Source organism: Streptomyces sp. NBC_01775 (assembly GCF_035917675.1).
GTDB lineage: Bacteria > Actinomycetota > Actinomycetes > Streptomycetales > Streptomycetaceae > Streptomyces.
In genome coordinates, this window is sequence record NZ_CP109104.1 from 4460534 (window position 1) to 4474290 (window position 13757).

General features: G+C 73.3%; 11 protein-coding genes and 3 tRNA genes. 9 read left to right on the forward strand and 5 right to left on the reverse strand.

The window, feature by feature from the left end:
• The first annotated feature begins 152 nt into the window (after window positions 1-152).
• The 8 genes from OHB04_RS19870 (at window position 153) to OHB04_RS19905 (ending at window position 5275) form a co-directional block, all read left to right on the forward strand.
• Window positions 153-470 (forward strand): histone-like nucleoid-structuring protein Lsr2, encoded by a 318-nt coding sequence (locus tag OHB04_RS19870; protein WP_326689044.1) that lies wholly within the window; start codon window positions 153-155, stop codon window positions 468-470.
• A gap of 138 nt (window positions 471-608) precedes the next feature.
• A tRNA-Gly gene (locus tag OHB04_RS19875) sits at window positions 609-680 on the forward strand.
• A gap of 78 nt (window positions 681-758) precedes the next feature.
• Window positions 759-831, forward strand: a tRNA-Gly gene (locus OHB04_RS19880).
• Between the two features lie 230 nt (window positions 832-1061).
• Complete coding sequence (locus OHB04_RS19885) at window positions 1062-2096, forward strand: ABC transporter ATP-binding protein (protein ID WP_326689045.1); 1035 nt, start codon at window positions 1062-1064, stop codon at window positions 2094-2096.
• Window positions 2093-2911: an ABC transporter permease gene (locus OHB04_RS19890; protein ID WP_326689046.1), complete on the forward strand. Its 819-nt coding sequence runs from the start codon at window positions 2093-2095 to the stop codon at window positions 2909-2911. The genes OHB04_RS19885 and OHB04_RS19890 overlap by 4 nt, the downstream gene beginning before the upstream one ends.
• 102 nt (window positions 2912-3013) lie before the next feature.
• Window positions 3014-4420, forward strand: a complete 1407-nt coding sequence (locus OHB04_RS19895) for a sensor histidine kinase (protein ID WP_326807943.1) — start codon at window positions 3014-3016, stop codon at window positions 4418-4420.
• Window positions 4421-4523: 103 nt separating this feature from the next.
• The gene (locus tag OHB04_RS19900) at window positions 4524-5126 is read left to right on the forward strand and encodes a response regulator transcription factor (RefSeq protein ID WP_326692814.1); all 603 of its coding nucleotides are present in this window, start codon (window positions 4524-4526) and stop codon (window positions 5124-5126) included.
• 76 nt (window positions 5127-5202) lie between these two features.
• Window positions 5203-5275, forward strand: a tRNA-Gly gene (locus tag OHB04_RS19905).
• Between the two features lie 58 nt (window positions 5276-5333).
• Here OHB04_RS19905 and OHB04_RS19910 read toward each other — a convergent pair.
• The 4 genes from OHB04_RS19910 to purD form a co-directional block, all read right to left on the reverse strand.
• Window positions 5334-6266, reverse strand: coding sequence for a phosphoribosylaminoimidazolesuccinocarboxamide synthase (locus OHB04_RS19910; RefSeq protein ID WP_326689048.1), 933 nt, complete (start codon window positions 6264-6266; stop codon window positions 5334-5336).
• A gap of 254 nt (window positions 6267-6520) precedes the next feature.
• Window positions 6521-8107: a N,N-dimethylformamidase beta subunit family domain-containing protein gene (locus OHB04_RS19915; RefSeq protein WP_326689049.1), complete on the reverse strand. Its 1587-nt coding sequence runs from the start codon at window positions 8105-8107 to the stop codon at window positions 6521-6523.
• Window positions 8108-8277: 170 nt separating this feature from the next.
• Window positions 8278-10242, reverse strand: a complete 1965-nt coding sequence (locus OHB04_RS19920; protein WP_326807944.1) for a hypothetical protein — start codon at window positions 10240-10242, stop codon at window positions 8278-8280.
• Window positions 10243-10622: 380 nt separating this feature from the next.
• On the reverse strand, window positions 10623-11894 hold the full coding sequence (gene purD, locus OHB04_RS19925) for a phosphoribosylamine--glycine ligase (RefSeq protein ID WP_326807945.1): 1272 nt from the start codon (window positions 11892-11894) through the stop codon (window positions 10623-10625).
• A 277-nt stretch (window positions 11895-12171) separates the two neighbouring features.
• Between purD and OHB04_RS19930 the strand changes: the two genes are divergently transcribed.
• Entirely contained in the window at window positions 12172-12927 is a 756-nt protein-coding gene (locus OHB04_RS19930) for an SLATT domain-containing protein (protein ID WP_442814887.1), read from the forward strand.
• 121 nt (window positions 12928-13048) lie between these two features.
• Here OHB04_RS19930 and OHB04_RS19935 read toward each other — a convergent pair whose 3' ends face one another.
• Window positions 13049-13708, reverse strand: a complete 660-nt coding sequence (locus tag OHB04_RS19935) for a hypothetical protein (RefSeq protein WP_326689053.1) — start codon at window positions 13706-13708, stop codon at window positions 13049-13051.
• Window positions 13709-13757: the final 49 nt, after the last annotated feature.

Genomic DNA, 13757 nt, shown 5'->3' on the forward strand with positions numbered 1-13757 from the left:
CAGCAGAATAAGGACCCCGTCCCCTATCCGGACTCGCCCGTATACCGGCTTGTCGCCTCCGGCGGCCCCGGCCGGACTTGTCAGCGGAGCCGCGCAGGACGCGGTAATGCCGGGTGATCCCTTTAACATTCCTGAAGGAAGGACCGATATCCGTGGCACAGCGCGTAGTGGTCACACTCTCCGATGACATCGACGGCGGAGAAGCGGCGGAAACGGTCACCTTCGGCCTTGACGGCAGGTCCTACGAGATCGACCTGACCACCGACAACGCCAAGCGTCTCCGTACCGAACTCGCCCCCTTCGTCGAAGCCGGACGCAAGCGGGCGAAGTCGGGCAAGACCTACCACCGTACGTCCGTAGCACCCGACCCCCGCGCGGTGCGGGCCTGGGCGGAGTCCAACGGCTTCGAGGTACCGGCCCGGGGCCGCATTCCCAAGAAGGTCTACGAAGCGTTCAACGCCTCGCGCTGAGCGCCACCTTCGGGTGACACCGAGCCGCGCACCTCCCGGCCCGGGCCCCGCACCTCCCGACTTGCCATGCACCCCGGTTGATCGGCTAGAGTTCACATCACGCCGCGAGGGAGCCCCCCGGGAAACCTCACGAAGCGCGCGGGTGTAGCTCAGTAGTAGAGCGCCCTCTTTCCAAGAGGGAGGCGCAGTGTGCGATTCCTGTCACCCGCTCTCCAATACCGTCCTTCGGTCGGAAACGATCAGGTAGGGTATTGGTCGCACCACTCGGTGAAAGCCGGGTGGCGGCAGGCGGACGTAGCTCAGTTGGTAGAGCGCAACCTTGCCAAGGTTGAGGTCGCGAGTTCGAGCCTCGTCGTCCGCTCAGAGAAAGGGCCCCGGTCTTCGGACCGGGGCCCTTCATCGTTTTCCGCACCGGGCCGCCGGGCCCCTTTCCAGCGGCTCGGTTTTCCGACGGCTCGGCGTTCCGGCCCGGATGGGACGTTCCGGATGACACGCTCCGAATGACACGTTCCGGCCCGGATGACATTCGTCATCAGCAACGATGACGCCCCGCACTGCCCGAGGCGCCCGCACGGCGGAAACCTTGAGGGCATGGACGCAATCGAGGTCGAAGGACTCAAACGCCGGTACGCGGCGGGCAAGAGCGGCGCCTTCGAAGCCGTACGGGACATCTCGTTCTCCGTACGCGAGGGAGAGATCTTCGCACTGCTGGGCACGAACGGGGCGGGCAAGACCTCCACCGTGGAGGTGCTGGAAGGGCTGGCCCGGGCGAGCGAGGGCAGCGTGCGGGTGCTCGGGCTCGACCCGTACACCCAGCGCGCCTACGTACGCCCCCGGACCGGCGTCATGCTCCAGGAGGGTGGCTTCCCCTCCGAGCTGACCGTCGCGGAGACGGCCAGGATGTGGGCGGGGGTCACCAGCGAGGCCAGGCCGGAGAGCGAGGCACTCGCGCTGGTCGGGCTCAGCAAGCGCGCCGGCGTACGGGTCAAGCAGCTGTCCGGCGGCGAACGTCGGCGGCTGGATCTGGCGCTGGCGCTGATCGGACGGCCCGAGGTGCTGTTCCTGGACGAGCCGACGACCGGCATGGACCCCGAAGGGCGGCGCGACACCGCCGATCTGGTGCGCGAGCTGCGCGCCCAGGGCACGACCGTGCTGCTGACGACGCACTACCTGGAGGAGGCCGAGCAGCTCGCCGACCGGCTCGCGATCATGCAGGCCGGGCGGATCGTGGCGGCCGGCACCCCGGAACAGGTGGTGGCGGAGCGGCCCTCGCGGATCTCCTTCCGGCTGCCGGCGGGGGTCTTGCCGGAGCGGCTGCCACTGTCCGTGCCCGCCGCCGTCGAGGGGCGCACGGTGTCCGTCAAGACCGACGCGTTGCAGCGTTCGCTGACCGAACTGCTGCTGTGGGCACGGGAGGCGGACGTCGAGCTGGAGGGCTTGCAGGCCCGCGCCGCCTCGCTGGAAGAGGCGTTTCTGGAGATCGCCCAGGCCGGCCACCGGTACGAGGACGAGCACGGGAACGGGAACGGTCTGGGGAGCGCGTCCGGCGGGCACGGAGATTCCGCCGGACACCAGGGTCCGGACCGCGGCGAAGGTACGAGGACGAAGGCGGGGATGCGGGTATGAGCGCCGTGACCGGAACACCGGGCCGGGCCCAGGCCAAGGGCGCCAGGACGAGCGGGCTCTCCGGGCGGCGGCTGGGCGCGCTCGCGCGGGCGGAGATGACGCTGCTGCTGCGTAACAGGTCGGCGCTGTTCGTGGCTCTCGTCGTGCCGATCATGCTGACCTTCTCCATCAAGTCGACCGTCGAGCAGGCCGACCTGTCCGGCACCGGGCTGTCGATGGGCACCACGGTGGTGCCGGGGTCGGTGGCGATGGTGCTGGTCTTCGCCATCTACAGCAACCTCGTCGGCGTCTACGTCGCACGGCGCGAGGAGCTGGTCCTCAAGCGGCTGCGCACCGGTGAGGCCAACGACCTGGAGATCCTCGGGGCCGCCGCGCTGCCCGCCGTGACCGTCGGGCTCGCGCAGTGCGTGCTGCTGCTGGCCGGCGGGGCCGCCGTACTGGACGTGGGCGCCCCGGCGCGGCCCGACCTGATCGTCGCGGGCGTGGTGCTGGGCATCGTGATGATGGCCTCGCTGGCCGCCGCCTCCACGGTCTTCACCCGCAGTGCCGAGATGGCGCAGCTGACACCGATGCCCCTGATGATGCTGACGTTCATCGGCTCCGGGGTCTTCGTCCCGCTGGAGGTGCTGCCCGACCAGCTGGCCGAGGCGTTCCGCTGGCTGCCCATGACGCCGGTCATGGACCTGGTGCGCGGCGGCTGGACCGAGCAGCTCAGCGGTGCCGGGACGCTGCGGGCGCTGGCCGTCGCGGTGGCCTGGATCGCCCTGGGCGCGTACACGGTCCGACGGCGCTTCCGCTGGGAGCCTCGCCGCTGAAGGGGCGCGCGGATACCGCTGGGGGCTGGGCCCTGAGAAGCGGGCCGGGGGTTCGGGGATGCCACGTAGGGTGAGGGGCGCTCGGGAGACGGGAGGCGGCCGATGGTCGGCTGGCGCAGGGCCAAGTGGAGCAACTGGCAGCGCCGCAGCACGCAGGATCAGGTCGAAACCTCCACGCGCTGGGTGCTGTTCTCCACTCCCTGGATCTTCTACTTCAGCGGCAGCCCGCAGATCGTCCCCAATGTCGATGACGCCCCCTTGCCGATGGGTCTGGTCGGGCTGATCTACCTGCTGGGTCTCGTCCAGTGCCTGCTGAGCATGCGCGGGCTGCGCAAGGGGATGGACTTCTACCTGGGCACGGGTCCCGTACCCGTACGGTGGCTCGTGGCGATGGTCGTGGTGCAGGCCCCCATCGTCGCCCTGCTGCTGACACTGGTGGCCGCCGACTGGGTCAAGCCCGGTCCCGCCGTGGCCCTGGCGCTGTTCGGCTCACTGCCCGGCCCCCTCGGCGTCTACGGGCTGTGTGTGACACCGCGCCGGGCCCTGAAGCTGGTGGCCGCCCTCACCACCGCGCTGACCGGCGCCTTCGCGGTGGCGGGCATGGGCTGGGCCTCGCTGGTGGTTCTCGTGATCTTCGTCGCCGTGACCGGGTGCATCGGGGTGTTCGCACCCCGGTCCTCGACCTGGTACCTGTCGGTGATGCGGGAGCTGGACCAGGCCAGGACGGTGCAGCCACGGCTGGCCGTCGCCGAGGAACGGCTGCGCTTCAGCCGTGACCTCCACGACGTGATGGGCCGCAACCTGTCGGTGATCGCGCTCAAGAGCGAGCTGGCGACGCAGCTGGCGCGGCGCGGCGCCGAGAGCGCCGTCGAGCAGATGGAGGAAGTCCAGCGGCTGGCGCGCGAGTCCCAGACCGAGGTGCGCGCGGTCGTACGCGGCTACCGGGAAGTGGGCCTCCAGACCGAACTCGCCGGTGCGCGTGGGGTACTGCGCGCCGCGGGCGTGGACTGCCGGGTCGAGGGGGGCACGCTGGAGATGCCGCCCGAGGCGCAGTCGGCGCTGGGCTGGGTGGTGCGCGAGGGCGCGACGAACGTGCTGCGGCACGCGGAGGCCTCCTGGTGCGCCGTACACGTCAGCGCCGTCGACCTCGCCGGCGGTGGCCCGGCCGCCGTGCTGGTGATGGAGAACGACGGCGTGAGCGCCCGTCCCACGAAGGGCGGCTCGGGCCTCGTGGGCCTGCGCGAACGGCTGGCCGCCCTGGGCGGCACCCTTACGGCGGAGCGCACTACGGACCCCGACGGCGCCGCGCTCTTCCGACTGCGCGCGGAGGTCCCGGTCGGGGCGGAGGTCCCGGGCGGCGCGGACGTCCCGGTCGGGGAGGACGCGGGGGTGCCGCCGGTGGAAGCGGGGGCCGTGGAAGCGGGGGCCGTGGAGCGGGACGGCGGGGCCGGACTCGGGTACGAGCGCCCGTCCGGTGACGGCGTCGGTGGCAGCACGGCGACGGGTTGAGAGGAGAGCCGTGAGCGAGGTACCAGAGGCCGAAGCGGGCGCGGAGGCACGGGCGGCGGGTGATGGCCCGGGCGGGACGGGGGGCTCGGAGGGCCCGTCGGGCATTCGCGTGCTGTTGGCCGACGACGAGCATCTGATCCGGGGGGCGCTGGCCGCGCTGCTCGCGCTGGAGGACGATCTGGCGATCGTCGCCGAGGCCGCCTCCGGGCCCGAGGCCAAGGCCATGGCCCTCGCCCACCGGCCCGATGTGGCGGTGCTCGACCTCCAGATGCCAGGGGCCGACGGCGTACAGGTCGCCTCCAGCCTGCGCACCTCGGTACCGGAGTGCCGGACGATGATCGTCACCAGCCACGGCAGGCCGGGCCACCTGAAGCGGGCGCTGGCGGCCGGCGTACGGGGATTCGTCCCGAAGACGGCGTCGGCGCAGCAGCTCGCGGAGATCATCCGCACCGTGCACGGGGGCAGCCGCTACGTCGACCCGGAACTGGCGGCCGACGCGATCAGCGCCGGGGACTCCCCGCTCTCGGCCCGGGAGGCCGAGCTGCTGGAGCTGGCCACCGACGGTGCGTCCATCGCGGACATCGCCCGCGAGGCGTCGCTGACGCAGGGCACCGTACGCAACTATCTGTCGGCCGCCGCGGCGAAGCTCGGGGCCGAGAACCGGCACGTGGCGGCCCGGATGGCCCGCGAACGGGGCTGGATCTGAGCGCCCGGTCCGAGCGCCTCCGAGTCCAGCTATACTGGGCCGCGCTTCACCGCACCCCGGGTGCCGGTGGGGACAGGCGGACGTAGCTCAGTTGGTAGAGCGCAACCTTGCCAAGGTTGAGGTCGCGAGTTCGAGCCTCGTCGTCCGCTCAGAGAAAGGGCCCCGGTCTTCGGACCGGGGCCCTTCGTCGTTTTCCGCCCCGCCCAGTCAGCTCCAGGGGACGCCGGTGAGGCGCTCGTACGCCTCGATGTAGCGGGCGCTGGTCGCCTCGACGACCTCCTGCGGGAGGGCCGGCGGGGGCTGCTCGGAGTGGCGGTCCCAGCCGGAGGCGGGCGAGTCGAGCCAGTCGCGGATGTACTGCTTGTCGAACGAGGGCTGCGAGCGGCCCGGCTGCCACTGGTCGGCGGGCCAGAAGCGGGAGGAGTCGGGGGTCAGCACCTCGTCGGCGAGCGTGAGCACGGGCTTGCCGTCACCGCCCTCACGCTCGGCCGCCGCGTCGTCCCAGCCGAACTCGAACTTCGTGTCCGCCAGGATGATGCCGCGCTCGCGCGCGATGTCGCGGGCCCGGTCGTAGGCGGCGAGGGTGGACTGGCGCAGCTCGGCGGCGGCCTCCGGGCCCACCTCGCGGGCGACGTCCTCGTACGCGACGTTCTCGTCGTGCTCGCCCACCGCCGCCTTGGTGGCGGGGGTGAAGATCGAACCCGGCAGCTCGGAGCCGTTCTCCAGGCCCTCGGGGAGGGCGAGCCCGCAGACCGTGCGGGACTGCTGGTACTCGGCCCATCCGGAGCCCGCAAGGTAGCCGCGGGCCACGCACTCGACGGGGAGCATGCGCAGGGAACGGCACACGGTGGTGCGGCCCTCCCAGTCGGCGGGTGCGCCGGGGGGAAGTTCGGTGCTGAGCACGTGGTGGGGCAGCACGTCGATGAGCTGCTCGAACCACCACAGCGACAGCTTGGTGAGGACGCGGCCCTTGTCGGGGATCTCGGTGGGCAGCACCCAGTCGTACGCGGAGATCCGGTCACTGGCCACCATGACCAGCTCGCCCGCCCCGTTCTGGTACAGGTCGCGCACCTTGCCCGTGTGCAGGTGCTCCAGGCCGGGCACCTTGGCGGGCTCGGGCTTCTCGACAAATCCAGACACGTTTTTTCCTCCCGGGGGGCGGCCGATGTACGACGGGTGCCCCGATTCTCCCCTGTGCCCCGGTCGCATCTCCGCAACGGGGCCCCGCCCCCGGATCTCCCGCGACGGCCGTGGGGCCCTGTCTCGCCGTCGCGGGGTAACGGGTGGGCGGGTGGGTGGGCTCACCGGCACGGCGAGAACCCCGACGGCGGGTGCCGGGTCGGTACCGCCGGGCTGCCGCGGCGGGGAAGGAGGTGGCGGGGAAACCCGGGACGTCAGTCCCGCTTGCAGATGCGGTCCAGGAGGTTGGATGTGGCGCGTTGGACCCGGGCGTCGACGTAGCCGGGACGGTCCAGCGCCGGGGACCAGGCGAAGGTGCCCGAGGAGAAGACGAGGGCGCCGGACGGGGCGCGGTACAGGGACGTCTCCTGGTGGCGCCGGGCGCCACCACGGTCGCGGTAGGGCGAGTGCGCCAGCAGAATCCGCGCGGTGTGCTCCGGCAAGGCCGTCCGGGGGAAGTAGTGGTCGGCCTCGCCCGCGACGAGGCCGGGCAGCTCGTCGCCCTCGCCCGCGCCCGTCGCCTCCCACAGCCAGTGGTCCGCGTTGCGGACGATCAGCGGATAGGGCTCGGCGACCTGCGTGGCGTACTGGATGCCGAGCAGCCCCTGCTCGGCATTGCCCTGTTCACGCCAGAGCGCGGGCCGGCCGGGGCCGCGCCGTTTTCGGCAGGTGAGCAGGCGGTCGGAGGCGCCGGAGGGCAGGGCGTCCAACTCGACCTGCCAGTACATGGTGTTGGCGGAGAGGAAGACCAGCGCCGTGCCGCTGTCGCGCGCCTTCTCGGCGGCCCTGCGCATGGGCACGGACCAGTACTCGTCGTGGCCGGGGAAGACGAGGCCGCGGTAGCGCGTGGGGTCCACGCGGCCCGCATGCAGATCGCGGGTGTCGGCGTACGCCAGGTCGTAGCCGTAGCGCTCGGCCCAGCGGATGAAGTCGTAGGCGTGGCCCACGTGCAGCGGCAGGCCCGAGCCCGCGTAGGGGCGGTCGAACGAGACGGTCATGGCCGCTTCGCTCTCGCCGAGCAGGCGCCCCTCGCCGTCCCACGCGTGGTAGAGGCTGGCGCCGGTGCGGCCGTCCTCGGGGAAGAGGTTGTACGCCTGCCACGTCACGTCGGGCAGGATGAGCAGCAGGTCGGCGGGGTCGCGGTCGCGCACGGTGAAGGGGATGTGCGAGCGGTGCCCGTCGGCGGTGGTCAGCACGGCGACGTAGGCGCCGGTGCTCCAGAACTCGGGGATCTGGAGCCGCCAGGACAGCCACCAGTGGTGGCAGGAGACGGTGCGGTCGGCGGTGAGCGGGTCGGGCTGCCTGATGCCCGACAGCCGGGGGCTGGTGGTGATCTTCATGGCGCCCGCGCCCGCGTAGTGCCCGATGCGGTAGACGTCGACGCTGAAGGGCTGGGGCGGGTTGACCGTGATGCGGAAGTCGATGGACTCACCGGGCAGGGTGCCGCCCGGGACGGAGGCGAAGCCCTTGATCTGGCAGCGCACGTCGTCGGCGGCGGGCGGGCCGCTGCTGGAGAGGCCCCGGGTGCGCGGCGGCGGGACGAGGCGATTGCCGCCGGCCAGCTCGCGCACCAGCTCGGGGGTGCGCGAGGTCTGGCCGGGCGCCGGGTCGCAGTCGATGTACCAGGGGACGAGACGGCCGTTCTCGAAGTAGTTCTCGCTCACCCGCAGCCAGGGCAGAGGGCCTTGGCCGAAGGGGTCGGTGACGGCGTGCGCGAGGGCGCCGGATTCCCAGCGCCGGGTCTGCTCGCCCTGCCGGGCGTGGGGTGCGTGCCGTTCCTGCTCGGTCCGCTCGGTTCCCACTGTCTGCTCCCTCCCCGGCCTCCCGACCCACTGGCGCGGGATGGCCGGCGCGTCCGCCACGGGCCCGCCTCCGGTCGCCGTGCCGTGCCGCGCTTTGGTGACGACAGACAGCACATCACATTACGCATGCATGTGGTCACCCTTCGTCGCTAATCCGTTGGGGACGAAGTTCAGACAAGCCGCACGGGCTTGTCCGGGCGCACGCCGACGGCGGCCAGCCAGTCGCGCAGGCCGCGGGAGTCGCCCTCCTCGACGAGCGCCAGTACGAGCCGGGACAGATCGCTTCTGCGCTCGCCCTCGACGAGAAGCGTGGGGCCGTCGAGCCAGTCCAGACCCGGTGCGGCGCCCGCGGTGTCGACGGCGGCGCAGCAGACGGCCGCGGTGATGTGGTCCGTCAGCAGCTCCCGGCCGCTGCGCGGGGGCTGGAGCGGGAGGCCCATCGGGGCCGGGGGCGCCGGGTGCGTTTCCCCGGCCCCTGGCAGGACCCCGGCGCCCGGGGTCGCACCGATGGCACCAGGGGCGCTCATGGCCTCGGCGCGCGCCACGTCCGCACTGATCCGCGCTGCCAGGGCCTCGGTCTCCCCCGGTGAGGCGAACCGGTCCAGGACGCGGGAGAGGGTGGGCCCGGTCAGCTCGTGATCGTGGTCCCCCTCTGCGGTGCCCGGGGGCCGCCCGCTGTGTGCGGCGCCCTCGGCTGTTCCCACGTCCGCCGCACTCACGGCTGTCGCCACGTCCGCCGCGCTCGGGGCTGTCCTCACCTCCCCGGCTCTTCCCGCTTCCGCCCCGTCCGCCCTGTCCGCCGCGTTCACCGCGTCTGCGCCGTCCGGCCGGACTGCCGCCGCCGGGTCCGGCTCGGGGGAGGGCGCACATGTGGGGCGGGTGGCGTCGAGGGCGGCGAAGAGGCGGGCGGCCTCGGTGCGCCAGATGCGGTCGACGACCTCCTCCGGATACGCCGACCACTCCACCGGTGTCCACTCCGGAGCCGCCGCACCCGGGCCGCTGCCCATGGGCAGCGGGGGCGTCGCACCGAGGAAGAGCCGGGCGGCGAACAGCGAGACGGCGGCGTCCACCGTGCCGGGCTCTTCCAGCAGATCGCAGGCGGGGCGCTCGCCCAGCCGGGAGGTGAAGCCCTCGGCGAGGCGGTCGCGGCGGGACAGCTCGGTCAGCGCCGAGACGACACCGGCGTCCAGCCGCGTGGGCCACAGGCCCAGCCGCCAGGCGGGCAGCGCTACTCGGGTCAGCAGCCGGTCCCACCCGGCGTAGGCGAGCCCGACCTGCTCCTGGGCGACCACCCGCAATCCGTAATCGACGCTCTGGGCGCGCTCGGAGGCGGCGGCTGCGACGCCGCGCTCCATCTGTGTGACGTGCGGACCGGCGGCACGGAGCATCAGCCGGGCGAGGGGGCCCACCAGCCGGGCCGCGCTCAGCCGGGGACGGCCCGCGCCGGGCGGCCCCTGCTGCTTGTCGGCCCCGGCGACGGCCGCGTCCAGGCCCCGTACGAAGCGGCGGGCCGCCGCTATGTCGGGGTGCACCGAGGGGCCCGTACCCGCGACGACGGGGGCGAGCAGGGCGCGCAGCTCGGCCACGCGCATCCACCACAGGAACGGCGAGCCGATGACCAGAACGGGCGCTTCGGCCCGCGCCGTGCTTCCGGCACCCGTCCCGCCCGGCGCCCTCCCCCCTCTCCCGCCCGGCTCCTCGGCCGGAGTGCCGGAGGCGGGGGTCTGCGCGGGGTGGGTGCGGTCCTCCAGCCAGCTGTCGCAATCCGGGGTCAGCGCGATGGCGGAGGGGACGGGGACGTCGAGCCGCTCGGCGAGGTCCCGCACCATGGCGTACAGGTCGGGGGCCGACCGTTCGTCGACGGGAACGGTGGGTGAGACGGCGGGGCGGGCGCGGGCGATGACGAGCCCCGCGGACACCGCGCAGGCCAGAACCGCGAGGCCGAGACCCGTCACGGCCCAGCGTGCGGTGTCCCACCCGGCGCCGAAGTGGCCTGTCGCGTTGCCCGCGATCAGGATGACGGCCGCGGCTGCCGGGAGCAGTGCGAGGCCGAGGACCGTGCTGCGCACCCGCAGCACCGCGAGGGCGTGAGCACGCGCGGAGCGCGTGGCGGCGCGGCGGCCGACACCGTTCATCTCTCACCCCCGGACACCTTCCAAGTCGCAGCCGGTCTCTCCGGCTCCCACCCACTCTGACACCGCGCGCTGACACCGCAATGCGCGCTGCGCCAGTCGACGGACGCCCGTCGGGGGCGGCCCACTCGGCTTGTTCGGCACCCTAGTTGGGGCCCTGCCGGGCGTCAGCCGTACGAGGCTCCGGTCACCCGATGGAATGGCTTTGGGGAGAGGTCTTGCTCAAAGTCGCCCCGGGGCGATATGAGGGCCGTGCGCTCGGTCCTTGGGCCCGTGCGCTCGGCCCTTGAGCCCGTGCGCTCGGTCCTTGGGCCCGTGCGCTCGATCCTTGGGCCCGTGCGCTCGATCCTTGGGCCCGTGCGCTCGATCCTTGGGCCGTGCGCTCAGTCCTTCGCCCCGGCCGCCGCGCGCGCGGCGATGTCCGTGCGGTGGTGCGAGCCCGCCAGCCGGATGCGGCCGACTGCCGCGTAGGCGCGGTCGCGGGCCTCGTGCAGATCGGCGCCGGTGGCCGTCACCGACAGCACCCGCCCGCCCGCGCTGCGGACGGTGCCGTCCTCGCCGGCGCTGGTGCCCGCGTGCAGGACGTAGGCGTGCGGGCCGTCCTGGTCCGCGACCTCCTCCAGCCCCTCGACAACGTCACCCGTACGGGGCTTGGCGGGGTAGCCGTGCGCCGCCACGACGACCGTGACGGCGGCGCCGTCGCTCCAGCGCAGCGCGGGGAGGTCGGCGAGGGTGCCGGTGGCCGCCGCGTACAGCAGCCCGCCCAGCGGGGTGCGCAGCCTGGCGAGTACGGCCTGGGTCTCCGGGTCGCCGAAGCGGGCGTTGAACTCGATGACGCGTACGCCCCGCGAGGTGAGGGCCAGACCGGCGTAGAGCAGGCCGGAGAAGGGGGTGCCGCGGCGGTGCAGCTCGCGGACGGTGGGCTCCAGGACGGTGGTCATGATCTCGTCCACGAGCTTCGGGTCGGCCCACGGCAGCGGCGAATAGGCGCCCATGCCGCCGGTGTTGGGGCCCTCGTCGGCGTCGTAGGCGCGCTTGAAGTCCTGCGCGGGCTGGAGCGGTACGACGGTCTCGCCGTCGGTCACCGCGAAGAGGGAGACCTCGGGTCCGTCGAGGAACTCCTCGATGACCACCGCGCCACCGCAGGCACGGGCGTGCGCGCGGGCCTCCTCGACGTCGTCGGTCACCACGACGCCCTTGCCCGCGGCGAGGCCGTCGTCCTTGACCACATACGGCGGCCCGAAGGCGTCCAGCGCCGTGTCGGCCTGCTCGGGGGTGGTGCACAGGTAGCTGCGCGCGGTCGGCACCCCGGCAGCCGCCATGACCTCCTTGGCGAACGCCTTGGACCCTTCGAGCGTGGCGGCCTCGGCGGAGGGGCCGAAGACCGGGATTCCCCGCTCGCGCAGCGCGTCGGCGACGCCCGCGACCAGCGGTGCCTCGGGGCCCACGATCACCAGGTCCGCGGCGACCTGGTCGGAGGCCGCCAGGTCGGCGACGGCGGCGCCGTCCAGCGCGTCGACGGGGTGCGGCGTGGCCACCTCGGCGGTCCCGGCGTTGCCGGGAGCGCAGTGCACGGCGCTGACCTCGGGGTCGAGGGAGAGCGAGCGACAGATTGCGTGTTCGCGGGCACCGCCGCCAATGACCAGGATCCTCACGCCGCCCAGCGTAGCGGGCGGCGGCGGGTGCCTTGGGGGCGCGGTCGGGGGGCGGTCGGGGAGGGCGGTCGGGGGCGCCCGTCAGTCCTCCGGGGGACGGCCCTCCCGCGACGCGCCCGGGGATCCGACCCCTTCTGAGGGAAAACATAGGGGTTCGACGTGAAAGTCCCTCTACCGGCGGTAGGAAGGGACGTCGGAACGCGGGGCCGGCCGGAACGCGGGGGCGGCCGGAACGCGGGGGTCGGACGCGGGGGCCGGAACGCCGCGGTACGCCGTCGTGGGTTGTCGTCAGGCGTCGTTGGGCGTCGTTGGGAGTGCTCGGGTGAGTCAGCCGGATCTGCTGGGGCGCGGGTTTCCGTCCGGTGACTGGGAGGAGCCCGCCGAGCGTCTGGAGGAGCTGTACCAGTGGGTCGAGCGGGGGGCGCTGGAGATCGTCGAGTGGTATCTGTCCGACCGGGTGCGCAAGCGCCGCTGGGCGCGGGTGCTGCGCGCCGGGGCCGTCGCCGGGGCGGCGGCGGGGGCCGCGGTGCCGCTGCTGGATCTGGCGGGACTGCTGCCCCACGCGTGGGCGGTCTGGGGGTATGCCGGATACATCGCGTTCCTCGTCGCCGGCGTGTGCGTACTGGCCGACCGCCGGCTGGGGCTGACCTCGGGCTGGATGCGCGACATCGCCACGGCACAGGCCGTGCAGGGGCGGCTGGAGTCGCTGCGGTACGAGTGGGCGGCGGAGAACGTGCGTGAGGTCCTGGGGCCCGCCGAGGGCACCGCGGGCGAGGCGGCCGAGCGGTCGCTGGCGGTGCTGCGGCGCTTCGCGGAGGACGTGGGCGAGATCGTACGGACGGAGACGTCCGACTGGATGGTGGAGTTCAGGACCGCCTCGGCGCCCGTGCATCTCCACAGTGCGCTGCGGACCGGCCGGGCGCGGCGCTACGGCGGCGGCCCCGCCGCGGGTGGGCCGGCGCGTCGGCTGCCGCCCCCGCCACCACCGAACGGGCAGCGCCCGAGCATGCCCCGCCAGCGCCCGCCGGGCTGAGCCCCGGCGGGCGCTGTTCCCGGCCGGGGCCCGGCCCGGATCCGCTTGAGCCTGGGCTGGACCCGGGCCCACTGGGCGTGGACCCGGGCCCACCGGATGTGGACCCGGGTCCGGGCCGGGGTCAGCCGAAGACGATCATGGAGCCCTGGGCCAGGCTGCGGGTCGCCGCGGCATGCAGGCTCAGCCACACATGGCGCTCGCGGCCGAAGGACGTGCCGTCGTCGTAGCCGATCGCGGCGGACGCGGCGGGCTCGTCCAGATCGGTGGGACGCAGCGGAGCCGCGGGCGCCGGGGGCGGGTTGTCCGGGTCGATCCCCAGATGCGGGCCCACCAGGTGGAGTTCGCGCAGCAGGCCGTGGCTGGAGCCCAGCGGACCGCCGCCTTCGAGGAGTTCGTCGTCGGACAGCGGGGAGTTGAAGTCGACAGGGATGTAGGCCCCTGCGTGGTCGTAGTGCCACACGAGGTGGGACTGCTGGGCCGTCTGCTCGAACATCTCCAGGAGTTGCTCGTAGTCGCCGCCCAGCTCGCCCACCGGGGTGACCTCCAGTCCGCTGGCGAGCAGCAGATAGGCGCGGCGCAGGTAGTGGAGTGCGTCGTAGTCGAAGCCCGCGACGGGGGCGACGTCGCCGGAGAGGCCCGGCATGTAGCCGAATACCGGAACGGTGGGCAGGCCCGCCTCGGTGAGCGCCCTGTCGTAGGTGGCGATCTCTTCGGCGAACGGGTTGTCGGGGCTGTGGCAAAGCACGTCGACGAGGGGTACCAGCCAGAGGTCACAGGCCAAGGGGCGCTCCTATACCGTCAGGGACCTGCATGGGCCCAGCGTAGTGCGC